Here is a 17,242-nt window from a genome sequence, read left to right as displayed (position 1 = left end):
GCAAGCGGGCCAACAGGGTCGACAGAGGCGTGGTGCGGTCATCATGAAGACTCCCTTCGAGGCTTATGTGAAAAGTTCACTCCGACAAGCACGCGTGGCTGCGTCTACGTCTTGCGTACCGGTGACAATCGTGGTTAAGGCGCTACACCACCGCCAAGGACTCAACTGGCGCGACTACCACTAAAAAACGCCTTGCCTGAGGCGTCGGTTCTCGATCGCGTTCCCCCCGACGGGGGGTGAGCTCGTCTCCGGCGCACAGCCGGGCCGTTGCGGAGCCTGCATGGACTACATCATGGCCCGCAGTCCAAGTTTGTCAACGGACAACTTAGTAAAAGTGTGCACCGACCTTTGCCAATCTCCGCCTGCGTCTTTGTTGGGGCGCCACCACCTAAGACGGCGATTGTTGATGATGATTACGACAAATGAGCACGACCCGGCCCATCCATCGTGGTAACGGCGCTTAGGGCCGCCGAGCGTGCCGATGAGCAGGCCGCGGATGCGCAACGTGCCGCGCATTGAACTTGGATAGCCCCTTGACAGAAAGATTAGCTGGCTGTTCAGTTATCACGTGGCATGGGTCACACTCACCCAGAGCGCCGCACAGTGGCGGGGGTCCACAGCCATCGCAACGGCGAGGCTGACTGTCGTGCCATAGCCCGTTGCTACATGAAGCGCGGGACCAGTGCCACGTCAGACTTCGTGCTGCCCGACAACGCGGCATGTTGCCTGATTAATCCGATTACGGCGCTTCTTTGGAAAGGTCTGAAAAGTTGAACAAGAACACTACTAGACGACAGGTGAGGTGGAGTCGCAAAACGGTCGTCACGGTGGGCCTCTTTGCGGCGGCCAGCATGATGGCGACGGGATGCGGAACAGACGCCAGCGGCGGTAGCGCCCCCGAAGACACTGACGGAGATCTGATCGTGTACGCCAGTCTGGGTATGGCTGGGACCGACTCGAGTTATGCGCCTGCGTTTGTGGCGGGCTTGCAAGCTGCGATCACGACGATCAACGACAATGGCGGGTTGCTCGGCCGTGACGTGAAACTCGAGGTGGAGAACAATCAAAGCGACCCCACAAAGGCTGTCTCCCTCCTCCAGGAACGGATTCGCACGAGCCCCAAGCCGAACTTGGTCTGGGCTGGCAGCAGCAGTTCTCAGACTCTGGCTCTGCTCGGCCTAACGACGCGTGAGCAGGTGATCGCGCTGAGCCCAAGTCAAGCGTACGACGTGGGAGACGCCGCCAAGTTCCCGTACTCCTTCAGTAGCGGCATCCAGGCCCAGGCCATCGCCGACTATCTGGCGGCCCAAATGGAGGACGAGGGATACAAAACCGTGGGCGTCTTGACCGGAGATGACGCGTACAGCGAGGACACGGCGGAGCAATACCGCAAGACCTTCGAGGCCTCCGGCTTGACCGTTGTTACTGAGTCCTTCGCTGTTGACGCCGTTGAGATGGACGGTCCCCTAGCGAGGTTGGCGGACCACGACCCGGACGTCGTTGTGTTTCACGACAACGTCCATCCCGCCTATGTCCTCAAAAGCCGGATCAAGGTAGGGATGGAAGACGTGCCTTTCGTAGGCGACCTCACCACTACGAACCGCTCGATGGCATCCGCACTCACCGAAGAGGAGAAGGAAGGTGTCCAGCTCGCGACGTTCGCCATGCACGTCAACAGCTCGGACCGGCCTGGAATCGACAACTTGCTCGACTCACTGAGCGATGCCGGTGTGGAGATCACGCTTCCGCTGTACATGTACGCGGTGGCCTACGACCCGGTGTTGGCGTACGCCAACGCCGTCGAGTCGGTGGGCTCCACGGATGTGGACGAGGTCCGCGCCGCGATGGAGGCGCAAACGGGGGACACGTATCAACTAGCTCTCGCTGACGATCTGGGATGGACCGAGACTCAGCACCTTTCGTCGGGCAGGGACCATTTCGCACTGGTGCCCGTTGCCCCGTTGAAGGCTGGCCAGTTCCAGGTGGGAAACTGACGGAGGGGTAAGCGTAATGGTCACAGCGTTGATGACAGGGCTCGTTCTCGGTTCAATCTATATCTTGGTGGGGGTGGGATATAACCTGGTCCTCATCGCATCAGGCGCTTTCAACTTCGCTCAAGCTGCAGTGGTCATGCTTGGGACGTTCATGGCTTTTGAACTCGGAGTTCAACGCGAGATCCCGACCATGCTGGTGGTCCTGATCGGAGCCGGAATCGGGGCACTGGTCGGCTTGATCGTTGACTTAGTGGCGATCCGTCCGGTCGCAGGCAAAGGATTGCACGGCGAATTGGTTACGACCGTGGGCGTGTCGACTATCTTGACTGGAGCGGTGGTCGTCCTGTGGGGAATCGACGTCCGGCCCGTGAAGAGTTTCGTCTCGGACGACGTCCTCACCATCTTCGGGGGTCGGGTGACGGTCGATGGCTTGATTCTGGTCGCAGTTGCTGTCGCTGCCTGTGCTGTTTTGTGGGCGTGGTCGCGACTGACACTCAGCGGCCTCGCTGCACTCGCGGTCTCCGAAGACCGTGATGCAGCCACCCTCCGAGGGATCAATGTCAAGTATCTGTCGGGGATGGCCATGGCAGTCGCGGGAGCTATTGGTTGTGCTGTGGGGCCACTGGTGGGTACACAGACGCAAGCCGTATGGACACTGGCCGCGGTTGTGACCCTCAAGGCGTTCCTTGTGCTGATCGTCGGTGGCATGGGGTCATTCCCCGGACTTCTTGTGGGCGGACTGGCCATTGGGCTTATCGAGGCGTTGACGGTGCGCTACCTGGGCAGCGAGTACCCGACCTTCGTGCTCTTCGCTTTGCTGCTGACCGTGCTTCTAGTCAGACCTGAAGGACTTTTCGGACAGAAACTTGAGAGGGCCGTATGAACATCGTCGATCGACTCACACTCAACGGGCAGCGGTTGTGGGTTCTGGCACTCGCCCTAGGAATATTCGCGGCGCTGGCGCCGTGGCTTGGCGCGAACCCCGGCGACCTTCGTCAGTGGATGCTGATCGCGATCCTGGCCCTCACGGTCAGTGGGCTGAACTTAGCTTGGGGGTATGGGGGGGAGCTTGCCATAGGCCAACTTGCGATGTATGCGGCAGGTGCCTATGTGACCGGTTGGCTTGTGATTGAGGGCCACGACCTCGCGATCGCCCTTCTCGCTTCGGCGCTAGCGGCCGCAGCACTCGGCTTGCTGACCGCCCTTCCCGCTCTGCGAGTGAGCGGATGGGGTGTGGCCATGGCTTCGTTCTTCCTGATCATCATGATTCCGCAAGTCGTGGGCCTTTTCCCCGATCAGACCGGAGGACGAGTAGGGCTGATCGGGGTGCCGGCACCTGTGCTTTTCGGTCACGAACTTGACGACAACCAGTTCTATGCGCTCGTCATGATTACTTTGGTCCTTTGGCTAGCTGCAATGCGGAACTTGGTCACCTCCCGTCATGGATCGGCATTGAGGGTTATGCGGGAGAGTCCCATTCTCGCGGCCAGCCTGGGGCTAAACGTGTCGAGGCTGAAGATCACGGCGTATGTTCTAGGTGCTGTTCCAGCGGGACTCGGCGGAAGTTTGTTCGTGTTCGTAGACAGATTCGTTGCGCCAGACTACTTTGACTTCGGCGCAGGAATTCTCCTCGTTGCGGCGGCAGTGCTGGGTGGTGCGGAAACGGTTTACGGAGCCCTAGTGGGTGCCGCAATCTTGACTCTGCTCCCGCAACGGTTCGGAAACTTCGACGAGTTTTCCGAGATAATCTTTGGTGTTTTCCTCGTGGTCGGTGGTGTCCTCCTGACGAGTGCGAGCCTCCAGAACAATCTGAGCAATCTAAAGTTGCGGATCCGGAACTGGCGCGCTCCACGCCCGAACTTGGTCGAGTCTGGAGAGTTCGGGCAGCTTCCAGAGCTGGTTAAGCGCCCGGTCGTAGTCGACTCGATCTCAAAGTCATTCGGGGGAAACCGTGCTTTGAACGATGTTTCTCTTCACGCGAAGCCGGGGGAGATCACCGCGCTGATCGGCGCGAATGGCTCGGGCAAGACAACCTTGTTGAACATCGTTTCGGGGTTCTACCGGGCCGATCGCGGGTCGGTCCTCCTCGGGGATACGTCGCTGCCCCTCGGTAAGGCGGCTAAGACAGCGCGCAGGGGAATAGCACGCACGTTCCAGACTCCTATCATCCCCTCATCGATGACCACCGCGGAAGCCGTCGAGGTGGGCCGGTATGTCCATGACTACTGCGGGATCCCATCCACGATGCTCCGCCTGCGCAAGCATCGATCCGTTGCTGCCCGAGATGCATCCCAAGCTCTGATCTGGCTGTCAGCGACGGGCTTGGCCGGCGAGGCGCGGTCCCTGGCCAACGGGCTTTCGCTCGGCGACCGCCGGATGCTCGAAGTTGCTCGGGCTCTGGCAACGGGCGCCTCTGTTCTCCTATTGGACGAAGTGGCGTCCGGACTCGACCCGGTGGAACTTGATCGGCTTAGTGCGTTGCTGAGAGCGGTACGCGACGCGGGGGGCACAGTGATCCTTGTCGAACACAACTTCAGCTTGGTGTGCGATCTGGCCGACTCGATTTACGTACTAGAGCGTGGAGAACTAATCGCTCAGGGCGATCCCGCGGCGATACAGCGAGACGAAGCAGTCGCCCGAAGCTACCTCGGCGAGGAAATGACACCAACCAGAGTCGGCGCCCAGGAGGACCTCAGATGAACGCACCAGCAGTGCTAACAGTTTCGGATCTCGCGGTTGGCTACGGTGATATCGGCGTTCTCTCCCACATCGATTTGACGGCCCGGTCTGGTGAGGTGACCGCAGTGTTCGGGGCGAACGGGGCGGGAAAGACGACGCTCCTGTCGGCCATTGCCGGCCTTATCCCCTCGCGAGAGGGGACGATCAGCCTGAACGGCACCGACATCACCACAACCTCCGCGCATTCTCGTGCCACCTCCGGCTTGGGACTGGTGCAAGAGGGTAAGCGTGTTTTCCACCGGCGTACCGTCCAAGAGAACTTGAGGCTGGGGGGCTACCACTTGAGCCGGGCGGAACGTCGCGCGGCCGTGGACACTGCGTATGATCGATTCCCGATATTAGCCGACCGACGTAACATGAGAGCGGGCTCCCTTTCGGGGGGGCAGCAGCAGATGCTGGCTATCGCTCAGACGCTAATGTCTCGCCCGCATGTTCTCCTTCTGGACGAGCCATCCGCTGGCCTAGCCCCCATTATCGTCAACGAAGTCATCCAGACCATCAGTCGCTTGAAGGATGAGGGAATGGCGATTGTACTTGTTGAGCAACTCATTGGGCATGCGATGTCGGTTGCCGACTACGTGGTCGCCCTGCAACAGGGCCGTGCGGTCATCCAAGCTCCCGCGTACGAGGTGGACCACGAACGCTTGCACGCCGCATATTTGGGTCAACCGACGGTCGAGACGATTTGACTGCCAGCACGAGACAGTTTGTCAAACGTTGAGTTGCCCCCAGCTCGCGATCGACGAACTTGGGAATACGATCCGCGGAGTTGCTGGCGCCGTCTCGATGTATCGGCATTCTCCGTGCTGTCGATCCTTTGTTAGCCGCTCCCACCCTCCTAGTCGCGCCTTCGGCGCGTCACCGGAATCGTCGCGGCCACCGATGTGTGCCCGGAAGTAAGTTCAGACGACCGAGGATACGAATCGGCATAATCTTGACAACCGCACCGGGTGCGTCCGCACAATCAATTGTCGATCGCCGCGAAGAAAGTCTCGAAACACATAGAAATAGGGATTGACCACGCGTGATCCCCCACCTAAGTTGGCTGGTCAACAGACAATCATTCGCGTAGGGGTGAAGCCCGCATCGGAAGGGCGGAATATATGAAACTGGGTTTGAGTGGGATGCAAGGTGGTGGCGGGGTCGAGGGGGGAAACCTCACGGACCTGGCGAGGAGAATCGAGGAATTGGGATTCGAGTCGCTGTGGACGCCGGAACACCCAGTCGTGCCGGCGGCGTATGCGGCGAACTATCCGTATACAGCCAGCGGAAAGATGGCTAACGCGGGCGACGTCGAGCGACCTTCGCCCCTGCTATGGCTTGCCCATGTCGGTGCGGCAACCACCCGACTGCGGCTGGGCGTCGGCATTTTGCTCCTGGCTTTACGGAATCCGGTCCTGCTCGCGAAAGACGTGGCAACACTCGATCAGCTTTCCGAAGGACGGCTGATGGTTGGTGTTGGACTCGGGTGGATGAGGGAAGAGTTTGAAGCGCTGGGCTCGGACTGGACTAGCAGGGTGGCTCGCACGGAAGAGTATGTGGCGGCCATGCGCGTCTTGTGGCAGCCAGGCCCAGTTCGTTTCTCAGGCGAATTCGTCAATTTTGAGCCCTTGTACTGCAGTCCTCGCCCATTTCAATCGGACGGGGTCCCGATTTTGATCGCAGGGCACAGCGAAGCGGCGGCGCGACGGGCAGGCAGGATCGGCGATGGGTTCTTTCCGCTGCCTCGACAAGAGGAGGACATGGTCAAGTTGATTGCATTGATGCGGCAGGATGCTGAGGTTGCTGGGCGCGACCCAGACGTCATTGAGGTCACGACCCAAGGCCCCTGTGACCCACGCGCTATCGCCCGCCTGGAGGAGCTGGGTGTGGATCGATACATTATCTACAGTTCGGATCACCAAATGGTATCCGATCCAGTTAGAGCGCGAAAAATGACGTCGGAACTGTCCAACTGGTTGCTTCATTAGTGGCGATTGATCCCTCTATCAGGCGGGGTGCTTTAGCGGAATCGATCGTCTGCTCCGTTGATGTGCGCCAATGGCGGGCTTTGCCTCGTATATCTGCCTCAGCGTTTGCTCCGGATGGTTCCGCTAGCCACGGCTGGGCGCCCGCGCCACGCCTGGAATACGCATTCGTGCGAGTTGGGCGCCGAGATGCGCGAACTGATGAGGTTGCGCGCTGCAATCACGATGCGGATTCCTATGACCCGATTGTTCATGCAAGATCATGATTCAGAAAAGGAATGGAAATGACGGAGAACAACTCACCATATGCTGCTGATGCTAGGGGTCCACTGTCGGGGAAGGTGGCGTTGATCACGGGCGCTGCGCGGGGGCAGGGTCGAGCGCACGCCTTGCGACTTGCTCGGGACGGGGCAGATATCGTCGCTATCGATATTTGTACAGACATCGAATCAGCCAAGTATCCGCTCGGTACTGCGAATGAACTCGAAGAAACGGGATCGCTGGTCGAGGGTGTCGGGCGCCGAGTCTTGACTCGATCGGTCGATGTCCGAGATGGCGCGGCACTCGACCAGGTCGCCCGTGATGCAGTCAGCGAACTTGGGGCGATCGACATCGTGTCTGCCAACGCGGGAATCTGGGGAGCTGGTACCTCGTGGGAGTTGAGCGAAACCGAGTGGCAGGACATGCTTGACGTGAACCTAACTGGGGTTTGGCGAACAGTGAAGGCTGTCGTTCCCCACATGATCCAGCAGGGAACCGGAGGCTCAATCATCATTACGTCTTCGACCGCTGCCCAAGCTGGGTACGAGAACCTGTCCCACTATGTTGCTTCGAAGCATGGGCTCACTGGTCTCGCGAAGTCCCTATCCAACGAGCTTGCCGGCTATAACATCCGAGTGAACTGCATTCAGCCAGGCGCGGTTTCCACGCGAATGATCCACAATGACACCGTGTACCGGCTCTGTGTCCCTGACGTCGCAGAACCCACCAAGGATGACCTGGCCCCAGTCTTCGCCAGTAAGCGGTCAATGAATGTGCCCTGGTTGGAGCCCGAGGACATCTCGAACGCGGTCGCTTGGCTCGCGTCAGATCAATCACGGTTTGTGACTGGGGTGTCAATCCCCGTCGACGCAGGAAACCTGTCAAAGCCCTGACCCTGGACTCAGGGCAATAAGGGCTGCCCTGGCGTCGAAATTCGACACACACAACAGGGGTCACGCTCAACCTGTGTTCGGAGCCCGGTTCGTGGCGCGGTGGCAGGCATAGCTACGCTTCGCCTGCCACCGCGCCACGCACGGGCTCGGGGTTGAGCTGATGACTGACGTTCTTCGTGCAGGAGTAGCAGGTCAGGGCGGGCTATTGTTGAGGACCGGCTCATGGCGATTCTCGGCGCGGTCCGTCAACCCGAGGAAGGCGTACGCCCTCGGCGCTGAAGAACGGGACACCCCACCGCACGAAGTCGGCGCCAACGTGCTCATGCTCGATTGCATATATGCGGTAGGGCTCGGGGCCGCTGCACCGATCTGTGACAGTCGGTCACGCGGCCTGGCCGGCCAGCGTGGTCATGATGGCTTCGTACTCGATGGGGGTCAATCGACCGAGGCGTGCTTGGCGTCGTCGGCGGTGGTAGGTCCGTTCGATCCAGGTCACGATGGCGATGCGGAGCTCTTCGCGGGTGGTCCACTTCTGGCGGTCGAGGACGTTGCGTTGGAGCAGGCTGAAGAAGCTCTCCATGGCGGCGTTGTCCCCGGCTGAGCCGACCTGGCCCATGGAGCCGAGCATCTGGTGACGCCATAGCGACTGCTGCAGCTTCCGGCTTCGAAATTGACGTCCGCGATCGGAGTGCAGCTTGCAGCCGGCCACCGATCCGCCCGTCGTCGTGGGCGGGCGCGCCGGGCAGGCCCTTCTTCCCGCGGCGCTTCTTGCCGAACACGCACCACCACTGGTTGTCCGAGCAGATCTTCCACACGGTCCGCTCGGACACGACGTGGCCGGCGTCGGTGATCTCGTCGAAGAGGAGCCGGTAGCCGAACTCCGGGTCCTCGCGGTGCGCGTCGAAGATCGCGTTCGCCAGGTAGGTCTCCTCGAGTTCGCTGTCCGTGACGGGGTTTGGCGAGCCAGGCGTAGTAGCGCTGGCGGTGGAGCTTGAGCACCCGGCACGCCACCGCTACCGGCCGGTGACAGTGACCGACAGCTCATGATTCTTGCCTTGGCGAGCGGCCTGGTCCTCATCGCGGTCACCCTTTACGGGGCGACTGCAGCGCGCAAACGCGACGTCGGCCGCCGCCGCGCGCTCGGAGCAACCCGGTCCGCTCTCGTCGTACCGGTGCTGCTCCCCACCGGGCTCGGCGCCCTCGCAGGCGTCACGCTGGGTACCGGGTTCGGGGTGGCCATGGTGAACGCCACCCAAGGCACCGTCCCAGGCATCGCGTTCATCCTCGGGGTCCCCACCCTGACGCTGCTCACCGCCCTCCTGGCCGCAGTCCCGCCTGCAACCATCGCCGCAGCACAAGGCCCGGTACGCATCCTCCGAGTGCCGTAACCTCGAATCCACCGAGATGAACTAGGCGGATCCGGGTTTACGAGACACGCCCTAGGCCGGATGCCCGAACTCGCGCCGATAGGCGTTGAAGTGCAGCACCCGACATAGGCAAGTCTGCCCCGTCAGTAGCGGGCCGGCGTGCGGCGCTCACAGCCGTCCTCTCAGTGCGCACGACACTTGGGGTTTGCACATCCCCAATCGGGTGTTCGCCGGCGAGAGCGAACCCCGCGCTTTGAGCGTGAAGCTGCACACTGCCCATGCTGGTCTGCAACACCCGTCCCGTGCTGTGGTGTGCGGGTGAAGCAGGGGAGGGACTGGGTTGGAACGAGGGACCGGAACGAGCACGGCCTCGCTCGAACGCGGGGCGATGTGTTGCGTGCCGGGTCTGATGGAGGCTCTGGGGTCCCTGAGTCCCCACTGGACTCGGCACGCAAGAGAGGGGACCGAGTCATCGGAGCGCCGGAAGTCGCACGGCCCCGCCGGGACGCGGAGCACGATGCGCTTTCACGGCTCGACGGTCATAGGCGGGGAGAAGGACGCACCTACTCGGTCTCAGCCGCGGGCATGCTTATCGCTACCGTGCGCGTCAGGCAGCGCCCCCTATGCGATTGGGTGTGAAACCCGGGTGTCGACAGTAGTGAGGTCGCCTTACAGGAAGTGCGAGCGCTGCGTGCGTCGAACCATGGCCGGCGGGTGCCCGCAGCGGAGTGCTCAGCGCGCTGCGGAAATCGGGAGGGCGTCGATGCGGAACGTGCGGCTCCGCCCCGCCTGGGTTGGGCGTGTGATCACTGCCAGCGGCCGCCCGTGGGCCGTGTAGAGGCTGTCACCGTCGGGGCTTCTGTAATGCTCGGCGTCCTCGTCGGGCTCGATGTCTCGCAGCCGAGGCACCGAAGCGAAAGGCGCCAAGATCCACGCCGGGTCGGTCACGTGCATCACTAGGGTCTTCTGTGCCGGCGTCGCCCGCGTCCAATGCGCCGTGGACAGGCCCCCGGTGCTCGTGGTCTGCACCTCGCCCGAGCGGATGCGGAACCGGTAGTAGCCGCTCTGCTCATCGGCCTTCATCGTCTGGACGTCACCGTTCAGGATGCCGTTGCGGCGAACCACCGTGACGTTGTGCGTGCGGGCTCCCTGAAACTGGGCCACCATTCGGTGGTCGTGCGTGGCAAGCCAGCGCTGGGCGGTGGCCGCGGGGGTCGCCGAATCCGAGGCGGGTGGACGGACCTGCGCGTTGCCGGTGATCCAGGCGACGCTGAGGGCTGCTCCGAGGATGATCAGCAAGCCCGCGGTGACCCCACCTCGACGGCGTCGTCGACGAGAAGTCGTGGCAGCACCAGCGCCGGGTGAGCCGTTCACGATCGCCATGCTCATGCCCGCAGACTAAGGCAAGGCCGCCGCGGCTGACCAAGGATGCGCGAACTGGTGGCCGCGCCGTGAGTCCTAGGCTGAACACGCCCCCTCATGCCGCGTCCCTCCAGCAGGACTCCTTGCCTCCGGACCGAGATCGTGCGGCCAGCGCGCGGCCGTGTGCAGCACCCAACGAAGGTACGCTGCCTAGCCGAAAGGCGCCGGGCCAGGCCGCTCAGCGGGAACTTGTCCCCGCCCGGGAAGCCTGTGCGTGCCCATCCCCATTGGAGTGTTTGCGGGCGACCTCTACGGGGGCGCTCTGAGCGTGAAAGTGCACCCTTCCGATGTTGACGATGCGGATGGGTCGAGGGACGGCCGCCACCCAGCCGGCCAGGTGAAAGTTGACGCCGGTTCGTGCAGCAGACCCTTTGATCGTGTGGCTCTCACATGGCCTGCAGCTCGGGTGCTTCCAGGGCAGGGAGAGGCTCGAGAGGGGTTTGCGCAGCTCGAAGTAGCGTTGCCCTCTGTCGCGTGCCGGGTTCAGTGGAGGCCAGTCCCAGCGACCTGCCGCCATCCATCGCCCTGCCGCACGACCTCGAAGCCCGGGGCTGCTGGCTTGCGCTGCCCCTGGCCCTGGGACCGGCTACGACGTGGTTGTGGCTGCCGACGGCGACCACGGTGGACGGGCTCGCTCGTGGCGACAACCGTGCCGACGTGATCTGGCCCGAGGGTGCGATGGCGCTGGTGGAGAACGCCATCCCGGACGGCAAGAAGTTCCTGGGCCTGCGGCGTGACGGCGTGCACAGCCCGGAGTGAGGTGGTGCACCCTCTCGCACACGTCACCGCCGGAAGCGCGCGCATCGCGGCAGGTCCGCGCGCGTTCAGCCCGGCTGCTGAAGGGACTCGGGGATGGGCAGGCTTGCCAGGCCGAGCAACCTCACGACGGTTTCTTCGGCAAAGTTGTCCTCAGGGTCTGCCCCGCCGGGATCGGCCAGCAGCGGCATGATCAACTCGGGTGCGATAGGCGATCCGCCGACATGCTTCACCCAGGCGCTGAAGCCTGTGGCTTCTGCCTGAGTGTCAACCGGCTCGCTAGCCGTTGGGTCCTCGAAAAAGATGGCGGGCTCATGGCCAAGGTAGAACCGGCCCAGGCCGGTCTCAGCGGGCCGGTAGTCGATCCGAGCGAAGTCGCTGTCGTGAATCTCGACACGCAGTGACGTCCCCGCTGGCGGCGCCCCGTTGTCCTGGCTCCACACACCGTCGGCGTAGACGAATGTCCCGAAGAATCCCATGTCCCGGAGGCTACTGCCTCAATAGATAGAGGTCTCGCACACGTCCGCTCATCGGCATGGTCGGATGCTCCGCACCGACGGTTACAGATCCGGGCGCGAGCCCAGCACGGTCAAGGGGCAAACGTGGCCCGCTCGGTCAAGTAGACAGGGTGAGGTCATGGACGATCGCGTCGTCCAGAGAGCGACGCCCTCCAAACTCCATGGCACACGATTGATGGCAGAACCAACGGCTTGGGCCTGGTGCTGGCCCGAGGGGCTAAGTCGGTTAAGCAAAGGTTTTGGCCCCGGCCCTTGTCGCGCTCGTTCAAAGTGTGCGCACTATGACCCCCACACATTTCCTGTCGCCACTGTGGCGGCCTTCTCGGGGGAGCCATTGTGGTGGTGTTTTCTGGGCGCGCGCCCGCAGCAGTCGTCGTCGCTTCGACGATCGCGCTGGTCTTTTCCTCGGTCTCGGTGCCGGTTGCGGCGTCGGCCGCCGCCCCGGCCGCGGCGGCGGTGAAGCTCGCACCTGAGTTGACACCTCCGGCGGCGACGGAGAGGGGCATTGCGTCGACTGCGCAGGGGGCCCGGGGGTTGACGGCCGCTCAGGCGGGTGTCGCGCCGGCTCGCACGGCGGAGCAGGCGGCCGAGGCTGCCGCCGAGGCGGCGGAGCAGGGCGCGTGGCAGGTGTCGGCGCCGGGGTTGCCGTCCTCGTGGACACCGGGTTCGGCCGTGACCACGCGGGTCACGGTGCAGAACAGCTCTGGGCAGGCGTGGCCCGCTGGGCTCCAGCTGTCCTACCGGTGGACCGCGGTCGGCGGCACCGCGGACGTCACGCTCGGTGGCCGTGCCTACGTGCCGCTGGGTCGCAGCCTTGCCTCCGGTGAGTCGGTGACCCTCGCCTTGCCCGTGAAGGCGCCGCAGGGCGCGGCGGGTGTCCGGTCGACGTACGACCTGTTTCTGGACCGATCGTGCCGGCGGGCAGGGTCGTTGGAACAGGCGGCCAAACGAACATTCGGGTGATCGTCACCAACGACGGCCGTGTCATCAACGCCTTCCCGGTGAACGTGAGGTGACTGGCGTGGAAATGACATACGGCCACCTAGCCACGGATGAGCTCCGAGGCACCACACAGGCTGACTACCTGATCGCCTTAGACGCCGACCTCCGCGTCGTCATTGGCGACGAGACCGTTTACGACGAGCCCAATTTCCCTGTTGTCGAACTCGCTCGGAGCCTGAAGATCTGGCTGGGGAGCCCCGATCGAGGTGATTTTGAGTTCGACTCGATGTCCTTCGAGGAGGTCGGATCGATCGCCTTTCGCAAGACACCTGCGGGATGGACCTTCGGCTCGGTCTTCGACGCAGGCGCTTCTACGACTCTGATCGATTGGCCCGAGGTCGAGCTGTGTTGTCGCCGACTCGTTGATCGGGTCGAGGCCGACCTCACAGAGCTTGGCCTCGATCCCGCCGAGGTGTTCAAGTGCTGAAGCGCCTCATCCTCTTCCTGGTGGCGAGCCTCGCGACTGGCTCGGTGCCGGCGCCCCTGGTCATGCAACGGCCAGTCCAGCCAAACGTGCTCGAGGGGGGTGTGCTGCACTTTCAGGGGACACCCCCTTGACCCAGTCAGGACCGTCACAGGCAGGCCCGCAGCGGCTGGCGACCTGCACATCCCCATTTGGGTGTTTGCGGGGGAGAACATCTCGGCCCGGTTCGTGGTGCCGACCGTGGCGAGCTCGGTCGACCTGGTCGTCCACCTCGGCATCGACGTGCACGGAGTCCGCCGGGTCAACGAGATCGTCGCCGTGCCCGGCCGCGTCGAGGACGACGTCATCGAGATCGAGCCGATCTTCGAACGCTCCTCCGGGCCCCACGGAGCGGGTCTTCGCTGGACCGGAGGGGTGCCGCATCGCCCCGAGCGCTACCAGCGCGTCGGTGTCGACGTGCACCAGATCCTGAACGGCGGCACCTCCTGATGGGCGCCCTGGTGGGCCTCTGCTTCGGCACCGGGGCCCTGCTCTTCAGGGTTCGACCGGGCCGGAGGGGGTCTCGAGCGCCCGCCGGGGCCGTCCGGCCTATGCCGGGTGAGGTATCCCGTCTACGCCATCGTGGGTAACTTCGCCGCGGGCGCGGCGAGTTCTCCACAGGGAGGCGGGACGGCGGCTCCGCGGCCTGTCGGCTCCACTAGCGTCGCTCGGGTCGTCGCAGGAGAGCTCGGGGGGTGAGCCATGACAGCGTCCGTGGTTCCTGCTTCCGGGGCGCCGGTCCCGGTGCCCGCGCCTCCGGAGGTGGTCGAGGCGCTCGACGCGCGGCTGCGTCAGGTGGTGCGGCGGGAGGGGATCGACCCCCAGCGTGACTCGGCCCGGGTCCGCCGGCTCGCCGAGCAGGTCGTGGCGGCCCACGACGAGCAGTCCCTGACCGGGGCGGTGGCGCCGGTCTCGGACCCCGAGGCGCTGGTCAGCGAGCTGGTCGCCCGGGTGGCCGGCTTCGGGGCTCTGCAGAGCCTGCTCGACGACCCCACGGTCGAGGAGGTCTGGATCAACGACCCGAGCCGGGTCTTCGTGGCCCGTCACGGTCGCCACGAGCTGACCAACCTGGTCCTCACCCAGGCGCAGGTGAGCGAGCTGGTGGAGCGGATGCTGAAGACCAGTGGGCGCCGGGTCGACCTGAGCCAGCCGTTCGTCGACGCGATGCTCCCCGACGGTCACCGGCTGCACGTGGTGCTGCAGGGGATCAGCCGGGGGTTCACGGCCGTCAACATCCGCAAGTTCCGCCTGCAGGCGGCGCGCCTGGCCGACCTCGTCCAGCTCGACAGCCTCACCCCGTCGGCGGCCGCCTTCCTGGAGTCCTCGGTGCGTGCCGGGCTCAACATCCTCGTGGCCGGCGCAACCCAGGCCGGGAAGACGACCATGCTCAACTGCCTGGCGGCCGCCATCCCCGGTGGAGAGCGCGTGATCAGCGCCGAGGAGGTCTTCGAGCTCAAGTTCCCCCACCCGGACTGGGTGCCCATGCAGACCCGCCAGGTCGGCCTCGAGGGGACGGGCGAGATCCGGCTCCGGGACCTGGTGAAGGAGTCGCTGCGGATGCGTCCCTCCCGGGTCATCGTGGGGGAGGTCCGGGCCGAGGAGTGCCTGGACCTGCTGCTGGCGCTCAACTCGGGCCTGCCGGGAATGTGCACCCTGCACGCCAACAGCGCCCGCGAGGCGCTGGTCAAGATGTGTACCCTTCCGCTGCTGGCCGGGGAGAACATCTCGGCCCGGTTCGTGGTGCCGACCGTGGCGAGCTCGGTCGACCTGGTCGTCCACCTCGGCATCGACGTGCACGGAGTCCGCCGGGTCAACGAGATCGTCGCCGTGCCCGGTCGCGTCGAGGACGACGTCATCGAGATCGAGCCGATCTTCGAACGCTCCTCCGGGCCCCACGGAGCGGGTCTTCGCTGGACCGGAGGGGTGCCGCACCGCCCCGAGCGCTACCAGCGCGTCGGTGTCGACGTGCACCAGATCCTGAACGGCGGCACCTCCTGATGGGCGCCCTGGTGGGCCTCTGCTTCGGCACCGGGGCCCTGCTCATCTGGTCGGCGTTCTTCCTGCCCCGCGGCAGGCGGGCCGAGTCCCGGAGTGCGGGACGGCTCCAGGAGCTCCTGTCCCGGGCGGGGATGAACGAGGTCTCGGTCTCCAGCCTCCTCGCCCTCTGCTCGGTGCTCGCGCTGGGTGTGCTGGCGGTGGTCCAGCTGGTCTCCGACGCCTTCCCGGTGGCCCTCGCGTTCGGGCTGATCACCGGGTACCTGCCGCTCGCGGTCCTGGCCGGGCGGGCGCGCAGACGGCAGCGCGAGTTCGCCGAGGTGTGGCCCGAGGCGGTGGACAACCTCTCCTCCGCCGTCCGGGCCGGGCTGTCGCTGCCCGACGCCCTCGCGGGGCTCGCGGTCAACGGACCGGAGGCGCTGCGCGAGACCTTCGCCCAGTTCGCCCTGGACTACCAGGTGACGGGCCGGTTCGGTGAGTCGCTGGATCGGCTGAAGGAGCGGCTCGCCGATCCCGTCGGCGACCGGATGGTCGAGGGGTTGCGGATCGCGCGCGAGGTCGGTGGGGGAGACCTCGGGCGGCTGCTCCGCAACCTCTCGGGCTACCTGCGGGAGGAGGCCAGGACCCGGTCCGAGCTGGAGTCCCGGCAGGCATGGACCGTCAACGGCGCTCGCCTGGCCGTCGCAGCTCCGTGGGTGGTGCTCCTCATGATGGCCTTCCAGACCGAGCTGATCGCCCGGTACTCCACTCCGACGGGAAGCCTCGTGCTCCTGGTCGGCGCCGGCCTCTGCTTCGGTGCCTACTGGATGATGCTCCGCATCGGTCGGCTCCCGGTCGAGCGCAGGATCCTGTCGTGACCCCGTCGCTGGGTGGCGCGCTGCTCGGGCTGGTCGCCGGTCTCGGGATGGTCCTGGTCCTCGCCCGGGTCAAGGCGATCCGTCGCACCCCGATCGCCGTGCGGGTCCTGCCCTACGTCCGGGACCTGCCTCAGGTCGGCCGTGTGCCCCAGCTCCAGGTGGCCTCCACCTCGCCGATCAGCGCCGCCAGTCAGCTCTTCGGGCCGGCACTGCGCTCCGCCGCCGACCTGATCGAGCGGCTGCTCGGCGGCTCAGTCTCGGTGGCGCGCCGGCTGGAGCGCGCCGACATCGACAAGACGGTCCAGGAGTTCCGGGTGGAGCAGGTGATCTGGGGTCTGATCGGGTTCGCCGCCGTGGCGGGCTGGGAGCTCCTGGGCGCCGTCACCGGCAGCGCGTCGGTCTTCACCTCGTTGGCCCTGTGCCTCATCGCCTTCGCCGGCGGCGTGGTGCTGCGGGACCAAAGGCTCACTGCGCGCGCGGTGGAGCGCGAGCGCGAGATCGTGGCGGAGTTCCCGATCATCGCCGAGCTCCTGGCACTCTCCGTCGCCTCGGGGGAGAGCCCGGTCGCCGCCCTGGACCGAGTCGTCCGACGCAGCACCGGGGCGCTCTCGATGGACCTGGCGCGCGTCCTCTCCGAGATCAGGACCGGGGAGCCCGTGGCGCACGCCTTCGACAACCTGTCCCGTCGGACCGGGCTGGCGCTGGTCGCCCGGTTCGCCCAAGGGGTCGCGGTGGCGGTGGACCGGGGGACCCCCCTGGCCGACGTGCTGCACGCGCAGGCAGGCGACGTGCGCGAGGCCGGACGGCGGGCCCTGATCGAGAGCGCGGCGCGCCGGGAGGTCCTGATGCTCGTGCCCGTGGTCTTCCTGGTGCTCCCCGTGACGGTGCTCTTCGCCTTCTACCCCGGCCTGGTCGGATTGCGCCTCGCCACGCCGTGACCACCCGGCCACCGATCCAAGAACCGATCCATCAACCGATCCACGAGTCGATCCATCAACGGAGGGAAAC

The 17,242-nt window shown here is 64.8% G+C and carries 16 protein-coding genes and 1 pseudogene; 14 read left to right on the top strand and 3 right to left on the bottom strand.

Going from position 1 to position 17,242, the window contains the following annotated elements:
- Positions 1–770 precede the first annotated feature (770 nt).
- From AC3X7R_RS00155 to AC3X7R_RS00130, 6 genes are all read left to right on the top strand, one after another.
- Positions 771–1,994, top strand: a complete 1,224-nt coding sequence (locus AC3X7R_RS00155) for an ABC transporter substrate-binding protein (protein WP_489963516.1) — start codon at positions 771–773, stop codon at positions 1,992–1,994.
- Between the two features lie 16 nt (positions 1,995–2,010).
- Entirely contained in the window at positions 2,011–2,877 is an 867-nt protein-coding gene (locus AC3X7R_RS00150; protein ID WP_489963515.1) for a branched-chain amino acid ABC transporter permease, read from the top strand.
- Positions 2,874–4,694 (top strand): branched-chain amino acid ABC transporter ATP-binding protein/permease, encoded by a 1,821-nt coding sequence (locus AC3X7R_RS00145; RefSeq protein ID WP_489963514.1) that lies wholly within the window; start codon positions 2,874–2,876, stop codon positions 4,692–4,694. Before AC3X7R_RS00150 ends, AC3X7R_RS00145 begins: the two co-directional genes overlap by 4 nt.
- The gene (locus AC3X7R_RS00140) at positions 4,691–5,422 is read left to right on the top strand and encodes an ABC transporter ATP-binding protein (RefSeq protein WP_489963513.1); all 732 of its coding nucleotides are present in this window, start codon (positions 4,691–4,693) and stop codon (positions 5,420–5,422) included. Before AC3X7R_RS00145 ends, AC3X7R_RS00140 begins: the two co-directional genes overlap by 4 nt.
- A gap of 414 nt (positions 5,423–5,836) precedes the next feature.
- A complete protein-coding gene (locus AC3X7R_RS00135) occupies positions 5,837–6,703 on the top strand; it encodes an LLM class F420-dependent oxidoreductase (RefSeq protein ID WP_489963512.1) in 867 nt (288 codons plus the stop codon).
- Positions 6,704–6,984: 281 nt separating this feature from the next.
- Positions 6,985–7,854 carry a mycofactocin-coupled SDR family oxidoreductase gene (locus AC3X7R_RS00130; RefSeq protein WP_489963511.1) on the top strand — a complete coding sequence of 290 codons (870 nt, stop codon included), beginning with the start codon at positions 6,985–6,987 and terminating at the stop codon, positions 7,852–7,854.
- Positions 7,855–8,236: 382 nt separating this feature from the next.
- Here the strand turns inward: AC3X7R_RS00130 and AC3X7R_RS00125 are convergent.
- A pseudogene (locus AC3X7R_RS00125) lies at positions 8,237–8,783 on the bottom strand (integrase core domain-containing protein); the annotation flags it as partial.
- A gap of 126 nt (positions 8,784–8,909) precedes the next feature.
- On the opposite strand from AC3X7R_RS00125, the gene AC3X7R_RS00120 reads away from it, so the two are divergent.
- On the top strand, positions 8,910–9,242 hold the full coding sequence (locus AC3X7R_RS00120; RefSeq protein WP_489963510.1) for an FtsX-like permease family protein: 333 nt from the start codon (positions 8,910–8,912) through the stop codon (positions 9,240–9,242).
- 711 nt (positions 9,243–9,953) lie between these two features.
- Here AC3X7R_RS00120 and AC3X7R_RS00115 read toward each other — a convergent pair.
- A complete protein-coding gene (locus AC3X7R_RS00115; protein WP_489963509.1) occupies positions 9,954–10,610 on the bottom strand; it encodes a hypothetical protein in 657 nt (218 codons plus the stop codon).
- A 507-nt stretch (positions 10,611–11,117) separates the two neighbouring features.
- On the opposite strand from AC3X7R_RS00115, the gene AC3X7R_RS00110 reads away from it, so the two are divergent.
- Positions 11,118–11,402, top strand: coding sequence for a hypothetical protein (locus AC3X7R_RS00110; RefSeq protein ID WP_489963508.1), 285 nt, complete (start codon positions 11,118–11,120; stop codon positions 11,400–11,402).
- Between the two features lie 65 nt (positions 11,403–11,467).
- Here the strand turns inward: AC3X7R_RS00110 and AC3X7R_RS00105 are convergent, their stop codons facing one another.
- The gene (locus tag AC3X7R_RS00105; protein WP_489963507.1) at positions 11,468–11,878 is read right to left on the bottom strand and encodes a hypothetical protein; all 411 of its coding nucleotides are present in this window, start codon (positions 11,876–11,878) and stop codon (positions 11,468–11,470) included.
- A 375-nt stretch (positions 11,879–12,253) separates the two neighbouring features.
- Between AC3X7R_RS00105 and AC3X7R_RS00100 the strand changes: the two genes are divergently transcribed.
- The 6 genes from AC3X7R_RS00100 (at position 12,254) to AC3X7R_RS00075 (ending at position 17,172) form a co-directional block, all read left to right on the top strand.
- On the top strand, positions 12,254–12,880 hold the full coding sequence (locus AC3X7R_RS00100; protein WP_489963506.1) for a hypothetical protein: 627 nt from the start codon (positions 12,254–12,256) through the stop codon (positions 12,878–12,880).
- A 64-nt stretch (positions 12,881–12,944) separates the two neighbouring features.
- A complete protein-coding gene (locus tag AC3X7R_RS00095; RefSeq protein ID WP_489964296.1) occupies positions 12,945–13,346 on the top strand; it encodes a DUF7878 domain-containing protein in 402 nt (133 codons plus the stop codon).
- 192 nt (positions 13,347–13,538) lie between these two features.
- Positions 13,539–13,832 carry a hypothetical protein gene (locus AC3X7R_RS00090; protein ID WP_489963505.1) on the top strand — a complete coding sequence of 98 codons (294 nt, stop codon included), beginning with the start codon at positions 13,539–13,541 and terminating at the stop codon, positions 13,830–13,832.
- Positions 13,833–14,084: 252 nt separating this feature from the next.
- Entirely contained in the window at positions 14,085–15,380 is a 1,296-nt protein-coding gene (locus AC3X7R_RS00085) for a TadA family conjugal transfer-associated ATPase (RefSeq protein ID WP_489963504.1), read from the top strand.
- Positions 15,380–16,234, top strand: a complete 855-nt coding sequence (locus AC3X7R_RS00080) for a type II secretion system F family protein (protein WP_489963503.1) — start codon at positions 15,380–15,382, stop codon at positions 16,232–16,234. The genes AC3X7R_RS00085 and AC3X7R_RS00080 overlap by 1 nt, the downstream gene beginning before the upstream one ends.
- Positions 16,231–17,172: a type II secretion system F family protein gene (locus AC3X7R_RS00075; RefSeq protein WP_489963502.1), complete on the top strand. Its 942-nt coding sequence runs from the start codon at positions 16,231–16,233 to the stop codon at positions 17,170–17,172. Before AC3X7R_RS00080 ends, AC3X7R_RS00075 begins: the two co-directional genes overlap by 4 nt.
- Positions 17,173–17,242: the final 70 nt, after the last annotated feature.

It is taken from the genome of Nocardioides sp. Z22_16 (assembly GCF_058134365.1).
This window is presented reverse-complemented; position numbering and strand designations above follow the sequence as displayed.

Bases quoted from the DNA above. Each gene is read 5' to 3' on its own strand.
- AC3X7R_RS00095 (WP_489964296.1), top strand. From the start codon at position 12,945: ATGACATACGGCCACCTAGCCACGGATGAGCTCCGAGGCACCACACAG.
- AC3X7R_RS00140 (WP_489963513.1), top strand. From the start codon at position 4,691: ATGAACGCACCAGCAGTGCTAACAGTTTCGGATCTCGCGGTTGGCTAC.
- AC3X7R_RS00105 (WP_489963507.1), bottom strand. From the start codon at position 11,878: ATGGGATTCTTCGGGACATTCGTCTACGCCGACGGTGTGTGGAGCCAG.
- AC3X7R_RS00135 (WP_489963512.1), top strand. From the start codon at position 5,837: ATGAAACTGGGTTTGAGTGGGATGCAAGGTGGTGGCGGGGTCGAGGGG.
- AC3X7R_RS00145 (WP_489963514.1), top strand. From the start codon at position 2,874: ATGAACATCGTCGATCGACTCACACTCAACGGGCAGCGGTTGTGGGTT.
- AC3X7R_RS00085 (WP_489963504.1), top strand. From the start codon at position 14,085: ATGACAGCGTCCGTGGTTCCTGCTTCCGGGGCGCCGGTCCCGGTGCCC.
- AC3X7R_RS00080 (WP_489963503.1), top strand. From the start codon at position 15,380: ATGGGCGCCCTGGTGGGCCTCTGCTTCGGCACCGGGGCCCTGCTCATC.
- AC3X7R_RS00150 (WP_489963515.1), top strand. From the start codon at position 2,011: ATGGTCACAGCGTTGATGACAGGGCTCGTTCTCGGTTCAATCTATATC.
- AC3X7R_RS00115 (WP_489963509.1), bottom strand. From the start codon at position 10,610: ATGAGCATGGCGATCGTGAACGGCTCACCCGGCGCTGGTGCTGCCACG.
- AC3X7R_RS00130 (WP_489963511.1), top strand. From the start codon at position 6,985: ATGACGGAGAACAACTCACCATATGCTGCTGATGCTAGGGGTCCACTG.